The sequence below is a fragment of the Pseudomonas sp. MYb13 genome, assembly GCF_002980075.1.
GTDB lineage: Bacteria > Pseudomonadota > Gammaproteobacteria > Pseudomonadales > Pseudomonadaceae > Aquipseudomonas > Aquipseudomonas lurida.
In genome coordinates, this window is the sequence record NZ_PCQI01000004.1 from 75,971 (window position 1) to 95,795 (window position 19,825).

At 61.4% G+C, this 19,825-nt stretch carries 20 protein-coding genes; 16 read left to right on the plus strand and 4 right to left on the minus strand.

Annotated features, from left to right (window positions below; all coding sequences use genetic code 11):
- Positions 1 to 13 precede the first annotated feature (13 nt).
- The 7 genes from CQ002_RS09720 (at position 14) to CQ002_RS09750 (ending at position 6,651) form a co-directional block, all read left to right on the plus strand.
- Positions 14 to 982: a GTP 3',8-cyclase MoaA gene (locus tag CQ002_RS09720; RefSeq protein WP_105162745.1), complete on the plus strand. Its 969-nt coding sequence runs from the start codon at positions 14 to 16 to the stop codon at positions 980 to 982.
- Between the two features lie 143 nt (positions 983 to 1,125).
- Positions 1,126 to 1,731 (plus strand): DUF4823 domain-containing protein, encoded by a 606-nt coding sequence (locus CQ002_RS09725; RefSeq protein WP_034108340.1) that lies wholly within the window; start codon positions 1,126 to 1,128, stop codon positions 1,729 to 1,731.
- A 16-nt stretch (positions 1,732 to 1,747) separates the two neighbouring features.
- On the plus strand, positions 1,748 to 2,308 hold the full coding sequence (locus CQ002_RS09730) for a DUF1285 domain-containing protein (protein ID WP_034108337.1): 561 nt from the start codon (positions 1,748 to 1,750) through the stop codon (positions 2,306 to 2,308).
- 70 nt (positions 2,309 to 2,378) lie between these two features.
- A complete protein-coding gene (locus tag CQ002_RS09735; RefSeq protein WP_034108335.1) occupies positions 2,379 to 3,092 on the plus strand; it encodes a GntR family transcriptional regulator in 714 nt (237 codons plus the stop codon).
- Positions 3,089 to 4,090: an ADP-ribosylglycohydrolase family protein gene (locus CQ002_RS09740; protein ID WP_098467232.1), complete on the plus strand. Its 1,002-nt coding sequence runs from the start codon at positions 3,089 to 3,091 to the stop codon at positions 4,088 to 4,090. Before CQ002_RS09735 ends, CQ002_RS09740 begins: the two co-directional genes overlap by 4 nt.
- A 184-nt stretch (positions 4,091 to 4,274) precedes the next feature.
- Positions 4,275 to 5,741, plus strand: a complete 1,467-nt coding sequence (locus tag CQ002_RS09745) for a cytosine permease (protein ID WP_025854160.1) — start codon at positions 4,275 to 4,277, stop codon at positions 5,739 to 5,741.
- On the plus strand, positions 5,734 to 6,651 hold the full coding sequence (locus CQ002_RS09750) for a PfkB family carbohydrate kinase (RefSeq protein WP_105162744.1): 918 nt from the start codon (positions 5,734 to 5,736) through the stop codon (positions 6,649 to 6,651). The genes CQ002_RS09745 and CQ002_RS09750 overlap by 8 nt, the downstream gene beginning before the upstream one ends.
- A gap of 119 nt (positions 6,652 to 6,770) precedes the next feature.
- Here CQ002_RS09750 and CQ002_RS09760 read toward each other — a convergent pair whose 3' ends face one another.
- Genes CQ002_RS09760 through CQ002_RS09770 form a run of 3 tightly spaced genes read right to left on the minus strand, consistent with a single transcriptional unit; the run spans position 6,771 to position 8,703 of the window.
- Positions 6,771 to 7,037 (minus strand): hypothetical protein, encoded by a 267-nt coding sequence (locus tag CQ002_RS09760; protein ID WP_034108328.1) that lies wholly within the window; start codon positions 7,035 to 7,037, stop codon positions 6,771 to 6,773.
- A 51-nt stretch (positions 7,038 to 7,088) separates the two neighbouring features.
- Positions 7,089 to 7,421 carry a hypothetical protein gene (locus tag CQ002_RS09765; RefSeq protein ID WP_034108326.1) on the minus strand — a complete coding sequence of 111 codons (333 nt, stop codon included), beginning with the start codon at positions 7,419 to 7,421 and terminating at the stop codon, positions 7,089 to 7,091.
- Between the two features lie 34 nt (positions 7,422 to 7,455).
- Positions 7,456 to 8,703, minus strand: coding sequence for an MFS transporter (locus tag CQ002_RS09770; RefSeq protein ID WP_105162743.1), 1,248 nt, complete (start codon positions 8,701 to 8,703; stop codon positions 7,456 to 7,458).
- A gap of 194 nt (positions 8,704 to 8,897) precedes the next feature.
- Between CQ002_RS09770 and CQ002_RS09775 the strand changes: the two genes are divergently transcribed.
- The 6 genes from CQ002_RS09775 to CQ002_RS09800 all read left to right on the plus strand — a co-directional run bounded on the left by CQ002_RS09775 (position 8,898) and on the right by CQ002_RS09800 (position 14,919).
- The gene (locus tag CQ002_RS09775) at positions 8,898 to 9,377 is read left to right on the plus strand and encodes a GNAT family N-acetyltransferase (protein ID WP_069078065.1); all 480 of its coding nucleotides are present in this window, start codon (positions 8,898 to 8,900) and stop codon (positions 9,375 to 9,377) included.
- Between the two features lie 236 nt (positions 9,378 to 9,613).
- A complete protein-coding gene (locus CQ002_RS09780) occupies positions 9,614 to 10,435 on the plus strand; it encodes an SDR family oxidoreductase (RefSeq protein WP_034108320.1) in 822 nt (273 codons plus the stop codon).
- Positions 10,436 to 10,465: 30 nt separating this feature from the next.
- A complete protein-coding gene (locus CQ002_RS09785) occupies positions 10,466 to 11,446 on the plus strand; it encodes a substrate-binding domain-containing protein (RefSeq protein WP_105162742.1) in 981 nt (326 codons plus the stop codon).
- A complete protein-coding gene (gene araG / locus CQ002_RS09790) occupies positions 11,443 to 12,942 on the plus strand; it encodes an L-arabinose ABC transporter ATP-binding protein AraG (RefSeq protein WP_105162741.1) in 1,500 nt (499 codons plus the stop codon). The genes CQ002_RS09785 and araG overlap by 4 nt, the downstream gene beginning before the upstream one ends.
- Positions 12,943 to 12,959: 17 nt before the next feature.
- The gene (gene araH, locus CQ002_RS09795) at positions 12,960 to 13,925 is read left to right on the plus strand and encodes an L-arabinose ABC transporter permease AraH (protein WP_028617559.1); all 966 of its coding nucleotides are present in this window, start codon (positions 12,960 to 12,962) and stop codon (positions 13,923 to 13,925) included.
- 190 nt (positions 13,926 to 14,115) lie between these two features.
- A complete protein-coding gene (locus CQ002_RS09800) occupies positions 14,116 to 14,919 on the plus strand; it encodes an IclR family transcriptional regulator (RefSeq protein ID WP_034108310.1) in 804 nt (267 codons plus the stop codon).
- Here CQ002_RS09800 and CQ002_RS09805 read toward each other — a convergent pair whose 3' ends face one another.
- Positions 14,920 to 15,972 (minus strand): NAD(P)-dependent alcohol dehydrogenase, encoded by a 1,053-nt coding sequence (locus CQ002_RS09805; RefSeq protein WP_034108307.1) that lies wholly within the window; start codon positions 15,970 to 15,972, stop codon positions 14,920 to 14,922. It lies immediately after the preceding gene.
- A gap of 224 nt (positions 15,973 to 16,196) precedes the next feature.
- On the opposite strand from CQ002_RS09805, the gene CQ002_RS09810 reads away from it, so the two are divergent.
- The 3 genes from CQ002_RS09810 to CQ002_RS28815 all read left to right on the plus strand — a co-directional run bounded on the left by CQ002_RS09810 (position 16,197) and on the right by CQ002_RS28815 (position 19,730).
- Positions 16,197 to 17,090 (plus strand): AraC family transcriptional regulator, encoded by an 894-nt coding sequence (locus CQ002_RS09810; protein ID WP_105162740.1) that lies wholly within the window; start codon positions 16,197 to 16,199, stop codon positions 17,088 to 17,090.
- Positions 17,091 to 17,243: 153 nt separating this feature from the next.
- Positions 17,244 to 18,830 (plus strand): hypothetical protein, encoded by a 1,587-nt coding sequence (locus tag CQ002_RS28810; protein WP_177431161.1) that lies wholly within the window; start codon positions 17,244 to 17,246, stop codon positions 18,828 to 18,830.
- A 39-nt stretch (positions 18,831 to 18,869) separates the two neighbouring features.
- Positions 18,870 to 19,730 carry a hypothetical protein gene (locus tag CQ002_RS28815; protein WP_177431162.1) on the plus strand — a complete coding sequence of 287 codons (861 nt, stop codon included), beginning with the start codon at positions 18,870 to 18,872 and terminating at the stop codon, positions 19,728 to 19,730.
- The last annotated feature ends 95 nt before the right edge of the window (positions 19,731 to 19,825 follow it).

The window sequence follows — 19,825 nt, forward strand, 5'->3', positions numbered from 1 at the left end:
GCCGGAGTGATCCATGATCGTTGATCGTCAAGGCAGGCGTTTTCGCAATTTGCGGATCAGCCTGACCTCAGCCTGCAATTACGCGTGTACCTACTGCGTGCCTAACGGCAAGCGGCTGGTGGCTGCCCAGGACGAACTCTCGGCCGAGGCCATGGCCCGTGGCGTGGCTTACCTGATTGAAGCAGCAGGCATCGAGCGTCTGCGCATTACCGGCGGTGAGCCACTGGTCAGTCCCAAGCTGGAAGCCTTCATGGGCGCGGTGGGTGGCATGGGCCTCAGTGATATCAGCTTGACCACTAACGGCCAGTTGCTGGCACGTAAGCTGCCACTGTTGGTGGATGCTGGGATCAAGCGCATCAACGTCTCCCTCGATACCCTGGATGCGGACGCTTTCCGCAGCATCGCCCGTGGCGGTGACCTGGCCACTGTGCTCGACGGCATGGACCAGGCCCGCAATGCCGGGATGAAGATCAAGGTCAACATGGTGCCGTTGCGCGGGCAGAACCTCGACCAGGTCATGCCGCTGCTCGACTATTGCCTGGAGCGTGGCTATGAGCTGCGCTTCATCGAGCTGATGCGCATGGGCCACCTGGCCAAGGACTCCAATGCGTTCCTGCAGCAATTTGTCAGCCTGCAGCAACTGCTCGGGTTGATCGGCGAGCAGTATGAATACCTGCAAGCCAATGCCCCCGTGGACGCCACGGCCGTGCGCTACGAAGTGCCGGGCAAGGGCTTCTTTGGTGTGATCGCCAACGAAAGCGTGCCGTTCTGCCGTACCTGTTCGCGGTTGCGGCTGTCGTCCACGGGGTGGTTGCATGGCTGCCTGTCGTCGAGTAACCGTCACTACGTCGGTGACCTGCTGGACAAGCCGCGCCATCAAGCATTGCCAGCGCTGCAGGGCCTGTTGATGAAAGCGCTGGGCGACAAACAGGAAGTCGCCTTCTCTGGCGGCGCCACCATCATGAAGATCATTGGCGGCTGACGCGATTTCCGAACTCAACATAATTCCCTGTGGGAGCGAGCAAGCCCGTTCCCACATTTGTTTTGCGTCGTCGCTGAATGGCCTGGATTCTGCATCTCACGCCCATTCGCCGGTTTTCCGTCACCGGCTTCTGGAGGATTAGGATGCGTAGTCTGGTTTTGTTGCTGGCGTCGTTGACGCTGAGTGGTTGCATGACCGTCAGCGATATGGCCGAAGGCACCCGTTATCAGATGAGTGATGCCGGTTTGCTGGACCACAGCGATACCCGCCGTACCGCCTCGATTCGCGTTCAGCCGGACTCCTTTATCTTTATCGCCCAGGGCGCCTTCGTTCCACCGGGCAGCGCTTACCCGCGACCGAACGTGGTGGCCGAAGAAGCCTTCAATGGCTTTGTCGAATACTTCCCCATGGTGCGCCGCGCCCGTCAGCCGGAAGGTCTGGAGCAGGCAATGGCTGAAGCCCGGGCGGCGGGTGCTCACTACCTGCTGTACTGCCGCTTCGCCAAGGCCGATGACCGCATCGGCAACGCGGATGAGTGGGCCGATCAGGAAGCCCTGGACCGCGTCGGGCTGGACAGCGGTGTCATCCAGATCATGTTGATCGAGACCAGCACCCAGTATTTGATTGATACTGCACGTATTCGCAGTCGTGGCGGTTTACTGACGTTCCACGACAACAAGCCAGAAGACCTGATTGCCCGCCCGCTGGCGCAGTATGCTCGCGGCCTGCTGGGGATGAGTGATCAGTAAGCACCAGGAGAACCTCATGACCGATTCCGCCAAGGCCAACGATCTGCTGGCCCAACTGCCCAAAGGCAAGGGACCGGCCCCGGTGCACCTGTGGAACCCGGACTTCTGCGGCAACATCGACATGCGTATTGCCCGCGATGGTACGTGGTTCTACCAGGGCACGCCGATCGGGCGTAAGCCGATGGTCAAGTTGTTCTCCAACATCATTCGCCGCGATGGCGATGATTACTTCCTGGTCACTCCCGTGGAAAAGGTGGGTATCACCGTCGATGATGCGCCGTTCGTGGCGGTTACCCTGGAAGTCGAAGGGCAGGGTGAAGCTCAGGTGCTGCGCTTTACCACCAATGTCGATGAGCAGGTCGAGGCGGGCCTCGAACACCCGTTGCGGGTGGTGATCGACCCCGTCACCCAGGAACCTGCGCCTTATCTGCGTGTGCGCACCAACCTCGAAGCCCTGGTGCATCGCAACGCGTTCTACCAATTGGTGGAGCTGGCGGTGAGCCGTCCGATCAATGGTCAGAACTGGCTGGGCGTCTGGAGCGGTGGAGCGTTTTTCCCCATTGGCCTGGAGCCCTGAGGCCGGTTTTTTCATCTCCCTGAAATAATTCGCTTGCTGTCAACGGGCGCTTTCGGTTATCAATTTGTACATGATTAGACATGTTCGATTTGATAAGAAAAAACGCGTCGTCGACGAGCTCATCCGCCGTATCGAGGGTGGGGTGATGGCCGACGGTTTCCTGCTGCCGGGCGAGCACCAACTGGCCGAAGAGTTCGCGGTCAGCCGAGGCACCCTGCGCGAAGCCCTCGCCGAACTCAAGCGACGCAATTACATCGCGACCCAGAGCGGCGTCGGCTCCATCGTCACCTTTGACGGCATGGTGCTCGACCAGCACAGCGGTTGGGCCCAGGCCCTGGCCGACACGGGCGCCCGCGTGAGCACCGACATCCTGCGCCTGGAAGCCGTCACCCGCCCGGACCTGTTCAGCCGCTTCGGCAGCGACCAATTCATCGCCCTCGACCGCCGTCGTCGCACCAGCGACGGCACCGCCGTTTCGCTGGAGCGCTCGCTGATGCCAGCCTCCGGAGGCCTGGAAAGCCTGCCGAGCGTGGGTCTGATCGATAACTCCCTGACGATCACCTTGGCCGCCTACGGTTATGTCGGTGCCGAAGGTGACCAATGGATCGGCGCGGAACCTCTCAGCGATGAAGACGCCGAGCTGCTCGGCCGCCCCGCAGGCACAGTGTTTCTGAAGGCATCGCGTACCACCTATGACCGTCGCGAGCGTTTCATGGAGCATGTCGAAAGCCTGCTCGACCCTCTGCACTTTCGTCTGCACCTCCAGTTTGGAAACTCGAAATGACCCCGCACAATCGCGCCCTCGGTGCGTTCTACGGCCTGGCATTGGGCGATGCCCTGGGCATGCCCACCCAGTCACTGAGCCGTGAGCAAGTCCGCGCGCGTTTCGGTGCCATCACTGGCCTGGAAGATGCCGGCGCCGACCAGCCAATCGCGCCGAACATGCCTGCCGGCTCCATCACCGATGACACCGAGCAGGCCATCCTGGTCGGTGAGTTGCTGGTGGAAGGCCAAGGCAAAATCGAACCCACGGTCCTGGCCCAGCGCCTGATCGACTGGGAAGCAGTGATGCGCGCCAAGGGCTCGCAGGATTTGCTTGGGCCTTCCACCAAGCGTGCGATCGACATGATCCTCGCCGGCCACACGCCGGAAGAGTCCGGCCGCTATGGCACCACCAACGGCGCAGCGATGCGCATCACCCCGGTGGGGATTGCCGCCGATGTCAGCGACCCGGTGCAGTTTATCCAGGCGGTGATCCAGGCCTGCCAGGTGACCCATAACACCACCCTGGGCATTTCCAGTGCCGCGGCGGTGGCGGCGGTGGTGTCGGCGGGTATCAACGGCGTGGACCTGGGCGAAGCGTTGAACATCGGCACTCAGGTTGCCCAGCAAGCGGAAGGGCACGGTCACTGGATCGCTGGCGGGCGCATTTCCACGCGCATCAGTTGGGCGCGGACCTTGAGCGTCGGCAGCGGCGACAAGACGCTGTTCGCCGACCTGTTATACGAATTGATCGGCACCTCCGTCGCTTCTCAGGAGTCGGTGGTGGTGTCGTTTGCCCTGGCCCAGCAAGTGGCGGTGGGCGAGATGGATGCCTTCGAGGCGCTGTGCCTGGCGGCCAGCCTTGGCGGTGACACCGACACCATCGCGGCGATGCTGGGCGCCATGCTCGGTGCGTGCCTGGGCATGCAGTGCTGGCCCGAAGCGCTGATCGAACAGGTCAAGCAGGTCAATGGCCTGGACTTGCAGCCGCTGGTCCAAGGGCTGCTCACGATTCGATGAGCGCCGCCTGCACCCATGTGGGAGCGGGCTTGTCCGCTAAGGCGGTGTGTACGGTTATGCATCGGTGGGCGGGTCTACGCAACCAAGCCCGCTCCCGCATGCGATAGCGTCGAGTCAGGATGACCGTTAACGATTTGATTCTCTGCCACAACCACAACAATACAGGCACTTGGAGCACCCCCTCATGAGCACGACTTCTTCCGGCCAGAGCGCCGGGCAATTGGAAACACGCGGCATCGAACCGGTTCCTGAAGGCGAGTGCAACGGTCACCCGCTGCAACTGTTCTGGGTGTGGTTCGCGGCCAATATCAGCATCCTCGGCTTGCCGCTCGGGGCGACACTGGTCGCGTTTCGCGGCCTGGCGATCTGGCAGGCGATCATCGTCGCGATCCTCGGCGCCGCCGGCTCCTTCGCCGTGGTGGGCATCATTTCCATCGCGGGTCGCCGTGGGCGTGCGCCCAGCCTGACCCTGTCCCGCGCCATCTTTGGCGTGCGCGGCAATATCGGGCCGACGTTGGTGTCGCTGATGTCACGCCTGGGCTGGGAAACCGTCAACACCACCACCGCTGCGTTCGTGCTGCTGTCGTTGTGCTCGATCCTGTTCGGGTCTCCTGTCGAGGCGAAAAGCGCCCCGGTGCTCACCCTGATCTTCATCGCCATCTTTGTGCTGCTGACCTTGTCGGTATCCGGCCTGGGCCACGCCACCTTGCTGGTGATCCAGAAGTGGGCCACCTATGTGTTCGGCGCCTTGAATATCCTGGTCGGCGGCTTCCTCTGCGCCACCATTGATTGGAGTGCCGTATTCAACGCCACGCCGGCACCGCTCAGCGCGATGATCATCGGCATCGGTACCATGGCGGCCGGTACCGGTATCGGCTGGGCCAACGCCGGTGCCGACATGTCGCGCTACCAGCACCGCAGCGTCAAGGCTGTGCGCCTGGTGGCATCCGCCGCGTTTGGTGCGGGCATTCCCCTGGTGTTGCTGATCACCCTTGGCGGCCTGCTGTCGGTGGGTAACAACGACCTGGCCTCGGCCACTGACCCGATCGTCGCGATACGCGACATGCTGCCGACCTGGATGGCGGTGCCGTACCTGATCACCGCGTTTGGCGGGCTGCTGTTGTCCAACAACCTCTCGGTGTATTCGGCGGGCCTCACCACCCTGACCCTCGGCCTGAAGGTCAAGCGCGTGCATGCGGTGATCGTCGACATCGTTGCGATCTTCGCCGGCTCGATTTACTTCATGCTGATCGCCGACAGTTTCTACGGCCCATTCATCACGTTCATCTCGCTGCTGGCGGTACCGATTACCGCATGGGTCGGCATCTTCGTGGTCGACCTGATCCATCGTCACTACTACAGCCCCAAGGACCTGCTGGACGTGAGCCCAAGCAGCGCCTACTGGTATCGCGGCGGTGTGGAGTGGCGTGCGTTCGGCGCCTGGGCCGTGGCGATCGTGCTGGGCTTCAGCTTCACCACCATCGGCACCACCGCCGAAAACATTTGGTTCGCCGGGCCTTTGTCCGACTCGTGGCTGGGCCACAACGGCCTGGGCTGGATCGTCACCTTCCTGGTGGCCGGCGGGATTTATGCGGTACTGGGCGGCGCAGCTGACCGCCGCCCGGCTTTAGTAGAGAGCCCTAATGTCTAGATTGCTGCACACCGGCCAGGTCATCGTCGACTTGGTCATGGCCCTCGATACCTTGCCCGCAACCGGCGGTGACGTGCTGGCGAAATCAGCCAGCTTTGAAGCCGGCGGTGGCTTCAATGTCATGGCCGCCGCTCGGCGTAATGGGCTGCCAGTGGTCTACCTGGGGCGTCACGGCAACGGGCGTTTTGGCGACCTGGCCCGAGCGGCGATGCAGGCCGAGGGTATTGAAATGGCCCTGGCGACCAGTGAAGGCAAGGACACCGGTTTGTGCGTGTCACTGACCGAAGCCACCACCGAACGCACCTTCATTTCCCACATCGGCGCCGAGGGGGAACTGAGTGCCGAGGACTTGGCCAAGGTTGAACCGCAGGCTGACGACTATGTGTATGTCAGCGGCTACAGCCTGTTGCTGGAGGGCAAGGCACAACCGCTGATCGACTGGCTGCTGGCGCTGCCACGGGAGATCGTGGTGGTGTTCGATCCAGGTCCGCTGGTGAAGGCGCCGGACTCGGCCTTGATGTGCGCGTTGTTACCGCGCATCGATATCTGGACCAGCAACGGCCCCGAAGCCCTGGCATTTACCGGCGCAGCGGATATCGCTGCCGCGTTGCCAGCGCTGAGCGAACACCTGCCTGCGCAGACGCTGCTGGTGGTTCGCGACGGGCCGAATGGCTGCTGGGTAGGGCGAGCGAATGCCGTTGAGCACGTGGCCGGCTTCAAGGTGCGGGCGGTTGACAGCAACGGCGCGGGGGACGCGCATGCGGGGGTATTCATAGCGGGCCTGGCCAGAGGCTTGAAGCCTGCTGAAGCGGCGCGCCGTGCGAATGCGGCGGCAGCCTTGGCGGTGACGCGGTGGGGGCCAGCTACGTCACCCGGCACGGCCGAAGTCGATGCCCTGGTGGCTGAATAAACCCGTTCAGGACTGTGGGAGCGGGCTTGCCCGCGATAGCGGTGGTTCAGTCAAGGATTCAGTGACTGACCCTCCGCCTTCGCGGGCAAGCCCGCTCCCACATGGGTTTTTCGTGAAGGCTACTGGCTGGCCTGGCCGTCCAGCTTGCGCGCCTCATCCACACCAGACGCGGTGAGCTTGATCGGCAAGTTCAACGAATATTCACCGGCGTCGTCGGTGGTCACATGCCCATCCTTGATCAATCCACGGTCCTGCAGGAACGCCAAGACACTGGCGACCTCTTTTTCGCCGCGGTAGTTGTCCAGCACCTCCTTGCCCAGTCCTTGCGGGTGAGCGTGCAGCAGGCGGGTGAGGACTTCTTTTTCAAGGTTTCTATCGACGTTCATGCGTACCTCTTCACTGGGAAATGATCGGGTGTTCATCGTGCGTTCGATGGATTACGGCGCAGGTTGTTTCGGGGCGCCAGGCACGTTCGAGTCATCGCCTTTGTTGATCTTTGGCTCATTGACCCCAGGGCCCATTTTGCCGTTGCCGACGGCAGCAGGCGCCTGGCGCTGTGTGTCATTGCCTTTGGTGCGTGGGTCGGCACTGTTGTCGATGACTGCGCCACCGTTGGTGTCGAGGCCGGTGCCCATGGATTTCTGCGACTCGGTGGTGGCGTCAGGCGTTGGATCGGTGGGGCCGGTGGTCGAGCTGGCGGCAAAGGCGCTCAGCGACGCAGCGGACAACAGGCCGGTGAGGGCGAGGGCAGCAAACTTGGAATTTTTCATGAGGGTGTCTCCATATGATTAATGTCCTTACCCTCTATTGGTCCGCCTGCGTTTGGCGTTCGTGCCTTGATGGCGACGAACGGTCTTGTGTCACCTGTAAGATTTTGTGTGCCAGCGCCCGTCGCCCGATCAGTCGTGCGACGGTGATCAGCCAGTTGAACAGGGCGACCGCTGCCAAGCTCAGCAACAGTGATGGCAGGCCGTACGCGACGATGATCTTTCCCGCGAGCAGTGGAAACCCGAATACCCCGATGAAGTACGCCAGGCTGAACAGCAGCAGCGCCTGGGAGGTCGTGCCGGCCGGTGCTTCATTGGCCACCAGCCCGTTGATCACCGAATAGGTCAGGCCATAACCCACGCCCAGGGTGATGGCGGCGAGCAGGTAGCTGGTGCTGCCCGACACCGTTAAGCCGAACATCAACACCGACACCAGCATCAGCCCCGACAGCACGCACGCGCTGCGATAGGCATCGCGCTTGACGACAAACCCCGCTATCAGCAAACGACTGGTGATCGCGGCGCTCAGGAAACCCACGAAGAACAACGAGTAGTCCAGCGAGTGTGCCGCTGCGTAGCTGGTCTGGAAGGAGGACAACCCACCAAAGACACACCCACCCAGGCCCACCATCAGGATCGCGAACGCCGCTTTTGACGACAGCACCTGGCGGGTGGCGACCCAGGAAATTTTGGCTACCGGCGCATTGCCCCGTTGCGTGAGGTGGGCGCCCAGGCGCCAGAACATCACCACTGCGACCAGGCTGGCGATCGCGGCGATGTGGAACGCGGTGGTCAGGGGCCATCCCAGCGCGCTCGCCGCCCGTCCCAGCAAGGGGCCGGAACCGATCCCCGTCATCATGCTGCCCGACAACAGCGCAAAGTATTTCGCCCGTTGCGGCGGCGCCACCAGCATCGCCACGATGATCGGCCCCAACGTGTAGAACACCCCCCAGCCTAGCCCCAGGGCCAGGCCAAACAGCATCAAGCCCTGGCCGAACCCAGGCATCAGTGCAAAGCCCAGGCATGCCACCACCAGCAGCACGCCCATGCCTGCAATCGCCCGCGCTGCGCCCACGGCATCCGATAAATGCCCGGAGACCACCACCGCGACAAAGGTGCTTAGCATGGCCATGGAAATCACGCTGCCCGCATCATGTTCATTGCCACCGCGCGCATGAATCAGCAACGACAGCAGGAAAGTCGAGCCGTACGACAGCGACAACAGAAAACTGGCAACACAGAACAGGGCGAACAGCTGGGTGCTCACCGGCGACTTGGAATGCATGGGAGGGCCTGGCGTCATTGGCGTTATGCCCCACGTTTTACCATGTGCGCCTTTGCCGATTGTTGCGTGGTTGGTGGTGCCAACGTTACCCGCCGACGGAGTAAGGGGGCCAGGACCACGTGCAGCGAAATTGCACTGCAATCAGTCATGAAAGCGCCTTAGTATGTGTGCTTTGAAATTGCCAAGGCTCGCCCATGACCATCGAGATTCGCCCCGCCGTGCCCAGCGATGCTGCGCAGATCCTGACCTTCATTACCGAGCTGGCCGAGTACGAGAAAGCTCGGCATGAAGTGATCGCCAGTGTGGTGGACATCGAGCGCAGCCTGTTCAGTGAGGGGGCCACCGCCCATGGCCTGATCTGCTCGCGCGACGGTATGCCGATTGGTTTTGCGGTGTTCTTTTTCAGCTATTCCACGTGGCTGGGCAGCAACTGCCTGTACCTGGAAGACCTCTACATCAACCCGGAACAACGCGGCGGCGGGGCGGGCAAGAAGTTGTTGCGCCACCTGGCGAAGATTGCTTTCGATAACGGCTGCGGGCGCTTTGAGTGGAGCGTGCTGGACTGGAACGAACCGGCGATCGCTTTCTACAAGTCCATCGGCGCCCAGCCGCAGGAAGAGTGGGTGCGCTATCGCATGGAAGGCGATGCGCTGCGCGACTTCGCGCTCGGCTAGGCCCCCATTGCGTCAAACTGAGGATCAAGTGTGGGAGCGGGCTTGCCCGCGATAGCGGTAGTTCAGTCACAGCTGCGTTGACTGAACCGCCGCTATCGCGGACAAGCCCGCTCCCACATTTTTTTTGATTAATGCTCAATATATGGGATGCAAATTTATATATTGAGATATTTCAAATGATGGGTTTATAGTCGGTTGCATCAGCACTCACTACCAAAAATAAAACAGGTGAAGCGATGCAGGCACAACCGTTGTCACTCCCCGCCGTGCCCGAGCCAACCTATGGCGAGCGGTTGAAGAACAAAGTGGTGATCATCACCGGCGCCGCCCAGGGCATTGGCGAAGCCATCGTTGCGTGCTTCCAGGCCCAGCAGGCGCGGCTGGTCATCGCCGACATCCAAGGCGAAAAGGTCGAGCAAGTTGCCGCCCACTGGCGCGAACGCGGTGCCGAGATCTACGCGCAACCCGTCGATATCACCTCCCAGGAGCAATGGCAGGCGTTGGTCAATGTGGCCATCGAGCGCTTTGGCCGCGTGGATGTGCTGATCAACTGCGCAGGGGTCAATGTGTTCCGCGACCCACTGCAGATGACCGACGAAGACTGGCGCCGCTGCTTCGCCATCGACCTAGACGGTGCCTGGTTCGGCTGCCGCACGGTGCTGCCGTACATGATCGAGCAAGGTATCGGCAACATCATCAATATTGCCTCCACCCATTCCAGCCACATCATCCCCGGCTGCTTTCCTTATCCAGTGGCCAAGCACGGCCTGCTCGGCCTTACCCGTGCCCTTGGCATCGAGTACGCGCCCAAGGGCATCCGCGTGAATGCCATCGCGCCGGGCTATATCGAGACCCAGCTCAACGTCGACTACTGGAATGGCTTTCCCGACCCCCACGCCGAGCGCCAACGCGCGTTCGACCTGCACCCGCCCAAGCGCATCGGCCAGCCGGTCGAAGTGGCGATGACGGCACTGTTCCTGGCGACCGACGAGGCGCCTTTTATCAATGCCACCTGCCTGATGATCGATGGCGGGCGGTCGGTGATGTACCACGACTAAAACTTTTCCAATAACAAGAAGAGGTGGTTCATGTTCAAGAAGACACTCGGCACCCTGGCCCTCGCCGTGGCGTTCAGCGGGTTTGTATCTGCCGAAGAAGTAAAGATCGGTTTCCTGGTCAAACAGGCCGAAGAACCCTGGTTCCAGACTGAATGGGCCTTCGCCGAGAAAGCCGGCAAGGACCAGGGCTTCACCGTGATCAAGATCGCCGTGCCTGACGGCGAAAAAACCTTGTCCGCTATCGACACCCTCGCGGCCAACGGCGCCAAGGGTTTCGTGATCTGCCCGCCGGACGTGTCCCTCGGCCCTGCGATCATGGCCAAGGCCAAGCTCAATAACCTGAAAGTGCTGGCGGTGGACGATCGCTTTGTCGACGCCAAGGGCAAACCCATGGAAGACGTGCCCTACGTCGGCCTCGACGCCTACAAGATCGGCCAGAAACAAGGCGAAGCCATGGCTACCGAAGCCAAGCGTCGCAATTGGGACTGGAAAGAAACCTACGCGGTCATCAACACCTTCGACGAGTTGGAAACCGGCAAGAAACGCACCGATGGTTCTGTCGAAGGCCTCAAGGCCGCCGGCTTGCCTGCTGACCATATCCTGTTCAGCGCGCAGAAAACCCTCGATGTACCGGGCAGCATGGATTCCACCAACTCGGCCCTGGTGAAGCTGCCCAGCGGCGCGAAAAACCTGATCATCGGCGGCATGAACGACAGCACCGTACTGGGCGGCGTGCGCGCCACCGAAAGCGCCGGCTTCAAGGCCGCCCATGTGATTGGTGTAGGCATCAATGGCACGGACGCGATCGAAGAATTGAAGAAATTCGACACCGGCTTCTACGGCTCGATGCTGTTGAGCCCTGACGCGTCGGGCTACAAGACCGCCAGCGCGATGTTCGAGTGGGTCACCAAAGGCACCGAGCCCGCCAAGTTCACCGCCCTGGACAACGTGACCCTGATCACCCGCACCAACTTCAAGGAAGAGTTGAGCAAAATAGGGCTGTGGAAATGAGCGGCGCGGCCCTGCGCTTCAACGGAATCGGCAAGGAATTTCCCGGTGTGAAAGCCCTGTCGCAGATCAGCTTTGAAGCGCGGCCGCGCGAGGTGCACGCGTTGATGGGCGAGAACGGCGCGGGCAAGTCGACGCTGCTTAAAATCCTTGGCGGCGCCTACCTGCCCAGCAGCGGTTCGCTGCAGATCGGCGAGCAGACCATGGACTTCAAGTCTGCCGCCGACAGCATTGCCAGCGGCGTGGCGGTGATCCACCAGGAGCTGCATCTGGTGCCCGAAATGACCGTGGCCGAGAACCTGTTCCTAGGGCATTTGCCGACACGCTTCGGTGTGGTCAACCGCCGCCAGTTGCGCAAACAGGCACTGGCCTGCCTCAAGGGGCTGGCGGATGAAATCGACCCGGAGGAAAAGCTCGGGCGCCTGTCCCTGGGGCAGCGCCAACTGGTGGAAATCGCCAAGGCGTTGTCCCGTGGCGCGCATGTGATTGCGTTTGACGAGCCCACCAGCAGCCTCTCTGCGCGGGAGATCGACCGCTTGATGGCGATCATCACGCGCCTGCGTGACGAGGGCAAAGTGGTGCTCTACGTGTCCCACCGCATGGAGGAGGTGTTCCGCATCTGCAACGCCGTGACGGTGTTCAAGGACGGCCGCTACGTGCGCACCTTCGACGACATGAGTGCGTTGACCCATGACCAGTTGGTGACGTGCATGGTCGGCCGCGATATCCAGGACATCTACGACTACCGCCCGCGTGAACAGGGCGAAGTGGCGCTGAAGGTCGAGGGGCTGCTGGGGCCGGGCCTGCGTGAGCCGGTCAGCCTGAGCGTGCACAAGGGCGAGGTCCTTGGCCTGTTCGGACTGGTCGGCGCGGGACGCACGGAGCTGTTCCGGCTGCTGAGCGGCTTGACCCGCAGCACTGCGGGAAGCCTTGCACTCTGCGGGCAAACACTGCAGCTGCATTCACCGCGCGATGCCATCGCTGCCGGCGTACTGCTGTGCCCGGAAGACCGCAAGAAGGAAGGCATCATTCCGCTGTCCAGCGTGGCTGAGAATATCAATATCAGTGCGCGCGGTGCACATTCCAGGTTCGGTTGGCTGCTGCGCGACGGCTGGGAAAAGCACAACGCCGACCAGCAGATCAAAGCCATGAAGGTCAAGACGCCGAACGCCGAACAGAAAATCATGTACCTGTCCGGTGGCAATCAGCAGAAGGCCATTCTCGGCCGCTGGCTGTCGATGCCGATGAAGGTGTTGCTGTTGGACGAACCCACCCGTGGCATCGATATCGGCGCCAAGTCGGAGATCTACCAGATCATCCATAACCTGGCGGCCAGTGGTATTGCGGTGATTGTGGTGTCCAGCGACCTGATGGAAGTGATGGGCATCGCCGACCGCATCCTGGTGATGAGCGAAGGCGCCCTGACCGGCGAACTCACCCGCGACCAAGCGGACGAAGCACGGCTGTTGCAACTGGCTCTCCCGCGCTCGCGGGCTTGAAGAATCCGAGGTGAAAGATGTCTGAGGTAAAAACTGCAAAGGGCTTCTGGCCGGGTTTCAACCAGCGCAAGTTCCTCGATGATTGGGTGATGCTGCTCGCGGCATTGAGCATCTTTGTGCTCAGCGCCTTGTTTATCGATAACTTCCTCTCACCGCTGAATATGCGTGGGTTGGGCCTGGCGATTTCCACCGTGGGCATCGCGGCGTGCACCATGTTGTTCTGCCTGGCCTCCGGGCACTTCGACTTGTCGGTCGGTTCGGTGATCGCCTGTGCCGGCGTGGTGGCCGGGATCGTGATCCGCGACACCGACAGCGTGGTACTCGGTGTGTCGGCGGCGTTAGCCATGGGCCTGGTGGTGGGGCTGATCAACGGCATTGTCATCGCCAAGCTGCGCATCAACGCATTGATCGCAACCTTGGCGACCATGCAGATCGTGCGCGGCCTGGCCTACATCTTCTCCAACGGCAAGGCCGTCGGCGTGATGGATGAAGGTTTCTTTGTGTTCGGCAACGGCCAACTGATGGGCGTGCCGGTGCCGATCATCATCACCGTGTTGTGCTTTGTGTTTTTTGGCTGGCTGCTCAACTACACCACCTACGGGCGCAACACCATGGCCATCGGTGGTAACCAGGAAGCCGCGCTGCTGGCCGGGGTTAACGTCGATCGCACCAAGATCATCATCTTTGCCGTGCATGGCCTGATCGGCGCCTTGGCCGGGGTGATCCTCGCTTCGCGCATGACCTCGGGCCAGCCGATGATTGGCCAGGGCTTCGAGCTCACAGTGATCTCGGCATGCGTGCTGGGCGGGGTGTCGCTCAGTGGCGGCATCGGCATGATCCGCCATGTGATTGCCGGGGTGTTGATCCTGGCGATCATCGAGAATGCGATGAACCTGAAGAACATCGATACCTTTTACCAGTACGTGATCAGGGGTTCGATCCTGTTGCTGGCCGTGATCATCGACCGCATGAAACAGCGTTAGAAACTCGGTCTAGACAACACAGAAAATCCAGTGTGGGAGCGGGCTTGCTCGCGAATACGGTGTGTCAGTCAATACACCTGTTTCTGACACACCGCATTCGCGAGCAAGCCCGCTCCCACATTAGGATCTTCGCTGTGCTGACGTCCGGCATTTGCCATAATGCCCCCGCTTTCACACGAATAGGCCCGATATGCAGGAAAACGCCCACACCCCCGTCAAAGAAACCGCCCCCACCGGCACCCAGACCCTGCTGCGTGGCCTGGGCGTGGTGCAGGCGGTGGCGGCCGGTGCGCGCGATCTGAAAGAGATCGCCAAGCGCATCGGCACCACCCGCAGCACCACCCACCGCCTGGCCAGTTGCCTGGTGGAAGAGCGTTACCTGCGCGTGGTGCCGCAGGTCGGTTACCTGCTGGGGCCGAAGTTGATCGAACTGGGTTTCCAGGCGCGGGAAGAGCTGCCGCTGGTGACCTTGGCCATTCCGTATCTGGATGAGTTGTCGGCGCTTACCGGTGACACCATCCACCTGGCCATTCGCGAATACGACGACGTGCTTTACCTGCACAAGAACCCTGGCCGTAATGGCCCGGAAATGCGCTCGCGGGTCGGCCATCGCATGCCGCTGGCGCGCACCGGTATCGGCAAGGCACTGTTGCTGGATGACACCGCGCAGGAGTGGCAGCGCCTGTACGAAGTCAGCTTGCCGGTGGGTGGGAAAAACCTGCAATGGCCGCAGCACCCGGAGCAATCCTGGGCGCAGTTCGAGCAGCGCATGCGCGAGTATGTCGAAGGCGGCTATGCGTTCGATCTGGAAGACAACGAACCGTCGATCCGCTGCGTGGCGGCACCGGTGCGCGATGCCAGCCGGCGCATTGTCGCCGGCATCAGCATCGCCAGTACCGTGCCCTACATGCCGCTGGAGAAGATGGCCGAGCTGATCCCTGTGGTCAAACAGGTCGCAGCAAGGCTTTCAGCGGAGTTGGGCGCGAAGGCTTGATCAGGCCTTCAGGGTCGCCATGTCGATGACAAAGCGGTACTTCACATCACCGGCGATCATGCGGCTGTAGGCTTCGTTGATGTTGCGGATGTCGAGCATTTCGATGTCGCAGCTGATGCCGTGCTCGGCGCAGAAATCCAGGACTTCCTGGGTTTCGGCAATGCCGCCGATCAAGGAGCCGGCCAGGACTTTGCGGCCCATGATCAGCTTGGCGGCGTTGACCGGTGGGTCGACCGGTTCGATCAGGCCGACCAGGATATGCACACCGTCAAAGCGCAGCACGTCGAGGTAGGGGTTCAGGTCGTGCTGCACCGGGATGGTGTCCAGCAGGAAGTCGAAGTGCCCGGCGGCGGCTTTCATCTGCTCGGCGTCGGTGGACACGATCACGTGATCGGCGCCCTGGCGACGGCCTTCTTCGGCCTTGCTTGCGGAGCGGGTGAACAAGGTGACTTGCGCGCCGATCGCCTTGGCCAGCTTGATGCCCATATGGCCCAGGCCGCCCATGCCCAATACGCCCACCTTGTCGCCGGCCTTGATGCCGTAGTGCTTGATCGGCGAGTACATGGTGACACCGGCGCACAGGATCGGCGCGGCGCTGGCCAAGTCGAGCCTGGCCGGGATCTTCACCACAAAGTGCTCGCTGACCACGATGCTGTCCGAGTAGCCGCCCATGGTGTTGCTGCCGTCTACGCGGTCCGGGGTGGCGTAGGTCATGGTCGGGCCTTCGAGGCAGTACTGTTCCAGGTCCGATTTGCACGCGTCGCAGTGACGGCACGAATCAACCATGCAGCCCACGCCGACCAGGTCGCCGACTTTGTGCGCAGTGACGTTGGCGCCGACGGCGGTGACCTTGCCGACGATCTCGTGGCCTGGCATCAGCGGGTACACGGCGATACCCCATTCGTTGCGGGCCTGGTGGATATCGGAGTGGCACACGCCGCAGTAAAGGATCTCGATGGCCACGTCATCGACGCGCGGGCTGCGGCGCTGGAACGACATGGGGGCGAGGGGAGTGGTGGCCGACTGGGCGGCATAGCCGATGGCGGTGTACATGGGGAAACCTCGCAAAAGCTTGGACTGGAGAGGTGGCGCATTCTGCGCGCCGACCCAGGGAGCGACCATGGCAAATGCTCCGAGTCTCATGCCTAAAGCTCCGGAGGCGCAGCTAAAAGCGGCAAGCTACAAGCGGCAAGCTATAAACTGCGGGCTTTCTTGCAGCGTGTGGCGTGAAGCCAGCTAGCCTGCACCAAGACGTGATTTTTCCGAGAGCCGCTTTTATGTTGTTGACCCGCCATCTCGATGCCAACGCCACGCTGGTTGCCTTGATTGAGGGGCTTACGCCCCGCGACGGTTTTTCGCCCACCCACCTCCCGGGCGTGCAGGTACTGCGCGCCAGCTGTGACGTAGCGCGCGGGCCGCAGATCTATGAGCCGAGCCTGATGTTCGTGGCCCAGGGCAGCAAGGTTGCCTACCTGGGCCCGCGTACGCTGGAGTATGGCGCCGGCCACTACCTGATCCAGGCGATGCCGGTGCCGTTCGAGTGCGAAACGTTTGCCATGGCCCCGGACGCGCCGCTGCTGGGCGTGACGGTGGGTATCGATCGTGTCGTGCTGGGCGAATTGGTGATGGCCATGGGTATTCAGGCCGGGCCGCCGCCGACGGCGCAGACGCTTGAGTCGATGAGCTCGGTGGTGCTCGATGCTGCCATGCGTGGTTGCGTCGAACGGCTGTTGCAGTGCCTGCACGATCCGCTGGAAAGCCGGATCATGGGCCCGGCGCGGGTGCGGGAATTGCTCTTCACCGCGTTGCGTGGGCCACAAGCCGATGTGCTGCGTGCATTGGTGGAACAGCAGGGACAGTTTTCACGGATTGCCACGTCGTTGAATCACCTGCATGCCCACTACGCCGAGCCGTTGAATATCGAGACGTTAGCGGGGTATGCGCACATGAGTGCGTCGACGTTCCATGAGCACTTCAAGCGCTGCACACTGTTGTCGCCGGTGCAGTACCTGAAGCGTTTGCGCTTGCTCAAGGCCCAGCAATTGCTGCTGGTGGAAGGCATGGGCGTGGCGCAGGCCGCGCACAATGTGGGGTATCAGAGTACGTCGCAGTTCAGTCGCGAGTACAAGCGCTACTTCGAGCGCAACCCCGGCGAGGAACGCGCCGCGTAACCAGCTGTTGCGCGCCCTGGACCCCGAGGGCCGAACCGCTTTTGCAATACTTGATGACCGGATTGTCTGGGTCGCAGGGGAACTGCTCCCGGCCCCTTCTGCACACAGATCGTCTCAGGCATGTCAGTGCCTGCCATCTCAGGAAGGTCTCAAGTGAACGCTCTGTCATTGCTCCAATCAAGTCCCCCAGGTATCCAGCGCGCCATACCCGATCAAGATTCTGGCGCGCGCATGGCGGTGCCTGGACGTCCAACCTCGGCAACAGGTCGGGCTATTTCCCCGAACGATGTGGCCGGTGTTGAGCGCCAGGGGCCGACATCGCCCTCCACCCCTGATCATGAGCTTGATGTGGCCAGGACCGTTATTTACGGGGCCGTCACGCCCTCATCGCCCACGGCCAGTTATACCCCTCAAGAGCGGATGCAACGCATCGACGCTTATGCCGGCCGCGTAGTGGCGCAGATCCAACACATAGAAAGCACTCGCGAAGGCGAAAGCAACATCCGATTCCAGAAGGTTCGCCCGTTCCTGGAGCCTGCGGGTTACTTCAGCGCTGGCTTATTGGCGGCAGGGTTAGACCCGCACGAAAAAATCACCGTGACATTCAGCACTTACACCGGGGTTGGGAGACCGGACCACCTGACGGGCACTGACAAGCGCAGCTACCTTGCCTGGGAAATTGCAGCGGGTAGCCTGGAGCACGATAAAGTGCAGCGAGGTGGCCCGGTCAATTTCAGGTTCATGGAGATCGAGCAGCAAGATTCAAGCAAGGTGGGCGATCTGGAATCCCTTGGCAAGCACCTGCAAGATCACTGGGAACATGAAATCGCCGTGCCCATGCGCGACGCGTCCGGAGTATTGGCGCAGCGCTCCGGGAAGTCAGATGCCTATGTGGTGCGAGGAACGTTGCAGAGCGTGGTGAGTAACAAGGACAGTTTCGAGGCGCTGAGTCTTGAAGCCCAAGGTGCACTCAAGCGTACGTTACAGCGAGATGGCCAGGTCATTATTCCCAATCTCTATGGCTACCCCTTGGCAGGGTACGCATTCATTCCTTATGCCCCCCATGACGGAAACTATCGGCACCGGCCCAATAAGGGCGTGATGATCGACTTGAAGAACGGTGCTGTCCACGAAGTACGGGACGATCAGGACTTTGCCCGTTGGGCTGCAAACAACCGTGATCATTTGCTGCGTAGTTTCAACGCCAGCGACAGGCAAGGTGGTAAGGATGCCCACTGGCCAAAAGCGGGGGATGTGCTCGACAACTTGATTGCAGGCAATCGTGCCACCTATCCGGGCTATCAAAATCTGGTCAAGGATAAGGCTGTCCCGGTCCGCGAGACGTTTAACTACACCGGGTCACGTGGTGGCGATTATCAGTTGAAATACGGCAATCTGGGTGGCGGTATTGCCGCCCACTACCAGGCAGTGAACGCCAAGAGCGCGGTATGGGCCGACCAGACTGAGGTCTTTGGATCCTCGCAGCAACACTGGAAGGCTGCGAAAGCGTTATGGGGCGATACCTTCGGTTACGTACCCATCGTCGGCAACACGGGCACGCTCGTCTTTGGTGTCCATGACTCTCTCTATGGCATGACGGTGGACGACCGCGTCGGCGGCAGTGCCGCCGCCGTCATATCCGGCCTGCAACTGGCACACGAAATTGCCCCGGTAGCGGCAGAGGCCGGGTTGGGTGGGATCGATAACGCTATTGGCCCCAACCTGGGCCGCCCGCACTAAACGTGGACATACAACGAGCAGACCCAGGATCTTGCGTTGGTGCGCGCGCCCGCGGTGCCGAAAACCAATCATGAAGCACCGCGGGATACGGTGCTGGCGCCTCCCGCCAATCCCGTTGCGCACATCCCCTCAGCCTTTCCCGGCATGCGAGAAGTGACGTACAGGGGCAAGCAGTATTTCGCCGCCGAAACGCCCGATGCCGGGGATGGATTGCATTATTTGCTGCGCCTGCGTGACCCCGATAATCCCTCTGAATTGCTCAGCAGTGGAAAGATCGCCCACCCCGATGCCCAAGGGGTGTGGAGACCCCGAGGAGTCGTTGGTGGGAACGTGGATGACTTGGCCGAGCGGTTGATAGAGCCCATCGGGTTTGGTTCCCGTGCGATGGTGTACATCGACCCGGACGATGCGAACTATGTGATCAAAGTGACCTTTCCTCTTCCGGCGGCTCAGCGAGTGACTGAACTCAACAACGAGGTGGCATTATTTAATCAATATTATGGCGAGCAGCGTGCGACGTTTCTGGGGAGTAACGCGGCTGACACGGTTTCCTACATACGGATGCCCAGGATGCCAGGCGAAACGCTTGAAGATTTGATGGCAGGAGGTAATGCGTTGCCCGACGCCGTCTCAGGCAGCTTATTGAATATGTTAGCCGAGCTGGAAAATGCCGGTATTGTTCACAATGACCTGGCCGCCAGGAATATTCTTTATGACGCAGCCACCCAGAAATGTTTTCCCGTGGATTTTGGGGCGGCGAAGTTTGCTGCAAGCACTGCGGTGCGGTCCAGTGACCGTTCGGGTATTTGGCGCCTGAGGGAGCAGATCCGCCCTGATGGGCAGTCTTTTGAGGAAATGATCGAGGTGCTGGAGTCGCTGAAGACCAACGCGATCCAGTGAGCGGTGGGCGTGTATCTGGACCCTGAACGGCGGTCATGATCGCCGCCGCTTGCCCCGTCGAATCGCCGGGCTGCCTTGAACGGCAGCCGGTGATT

Bases quoted from the DNA above. Each gene is read 5' to 3' on its own strand.
- CQ002_RS09800 (WP_034108310.1), top strand. From the start codon at position 14,116: ATGCAGGAAAACGCCCACACCCCCGTCAAAGAAACCGCCCCCACCGGC.
- CQ002_RS09760 (WP_034108328.1), bottom strand. From the start codon at position 7,037: ATGAACGTCGATAGAAACCTTGAAAAAGAAGTCCTCACCCGCCTGCTG.
- CQ002_RS09765 (WP_034108326.1), bottom strand. From the start codon at position 7,421: ATGAAAAATTCCAAGTTTGCTGCCCTCGCCCTCACCGGCCTGTTGTCC.
- araH (WP_028617559.1), top strand. From the start codon at position 12,960: ATGTCTGAGGTAAAAACTGCAAAGGGCTTCTGGCCGGGTTTCAACCAG.
- CQ002_RS09785 (WP_105162742.1), top strand. From the start codon at position 10,466: ATGTTCAAGAAGACACTCGGCACCCTGGCCCTCGCCGTGGCGTTCAGC.
- CQ002_RS09805 (WP_034108307.1), bottom strand. From the start codon at position 15,972: ATGTACACCGCCATCGGCTATGCCGCCCAGTCGGCCACCACTCCCCTC.
- CQ002_RS09730 (WP_034108337.1), top strand. From the start codon at position 1,748: ATGACCGATTCCGCCAAGGCCAACGATCTGCTGGCCCAACTGCCCAAA.
- CQ002_RS09810 (WP_105162740.1), top strand. From the start codon at position 16,197: ATGTTGTTGACCCGCCATCTCGATGCCAACGCCACGCTGGTTGCCTTG.
- CQ002_RS09725 (WP_034108340.1), top strand. From the start codon at position 1,126: ATGCGTAGTCTGGTTTTGTTGCTGGCGTCGTTGACGCTGAGTGGTTGC.
- CQ002_RS09735 (WP_034108335.1), top strand. From the start codon at position 2,379: ATGATTAGACATGTTCGATTTGATAAGAAAAAACGCGTCGTCGACGAG.
- araG (WP_105162741.1), top strand. From the start codon at position 11,443: ATGAGCGGCGCGGCCCTGCGCTTCAACGGAATCGGCAAGGAATTTCCC.
- CQ002_RS09740 (WP_098467232.1), top strand. From the start codon at position 3,089: ATGACCCCGCACAATCGCGCCCTCGGTGCGTTCTACGGCCTGGCATTG.
- CQ002_RS09750 (WP_105162744.1), top strand. From the start codon at position 5,734: ATGTCTAGATTGCTGCACACCGGCCAGGTCATCGTCGACTTGGTCATG.
- CQ002_RS09780 (WP_034108320.1), top strand. From the start codon at position 9,614: ATGCAGGCACAACCGTTGTCACTCCCCGCCGTGCCCGAGCCAACCTAT.
- CQ002_RS09770 (WP_105162743.1), bottom strand. From the start codon at position 8,703: ATGCATTCCAAGTCGCCGGTGAGCACCCAGCTGTTCGCCCTGTTCTGT.
- CQ002_RS09720 (WP_105162745.1), top strand. From the start codon at position 14: ATGATCGTTGATCGTCAAGGCAGGCGTTTTCGCAATTTGCGGATCAGC.
- CQ002_RS09775 (WP_069078065.1), top strand. From the start codon at position 8,898: ATGACCATCGAGATTCGCCCCGCCGTGCCCAGCGATGCTGCGCAGATC.
- CQ002_RS09745 (WP_025854160.1), top strand. From the start codon at position 4,275: ATGAGCACGACTTCTTCCGGCCAGAGCGCCGGGCAATTGGAAACACGC.